Annotated in this window: 1 pseudogene; it reads right to left on the bottom strand. The window is 63.4% G+C overall.

From position 1 onward, the window contains the following. A pseudogene (glyA, locus tag AAEY83_RS18855) lies at positions 1-232 on the bottom strand (serine hydroxymethyltransferase); the annotation flags it as partial.

The following is a 232-nucleotide window of genomic DNA, read 5'->3' as shown; positions in this document are numbered from 1 at the left end:
GCCCAGCGCGGCATCGGCGTCCTTGCCGGTCAGGCCCTGACGGATCAGGCTGACCAGGAACAGATGGTTGTCGGTGCCGCCGGAGACCACATCGTAGCCACGCTTGATGAACACGCTGGCCATCGCCTGGGCGTTGTCGATCACTTGTTGCTGATAAGCCTTGAAGCCAGGCTCCAGCGCTTCCTTGAAGCACACCGCTTTACCGGCGATGACGTGCATCAGCGGGCCGCCC

Source organism: Psychrobacter sp. TB20-MNA-CIBAN-0197 (assembly GCF_040309765.1).
Classification (GTDB): Bacteria; Pseudomonadota; Gammaproteobacteria; order Pseudomonadales; family Moraxellaceae; genus Psychrobacter; species Psychrobacter submarinus.
Note: the sequence above shows the minus strand (reverse complement) of the source record. Positions and strands in the feature narration are given on the sequence as shown.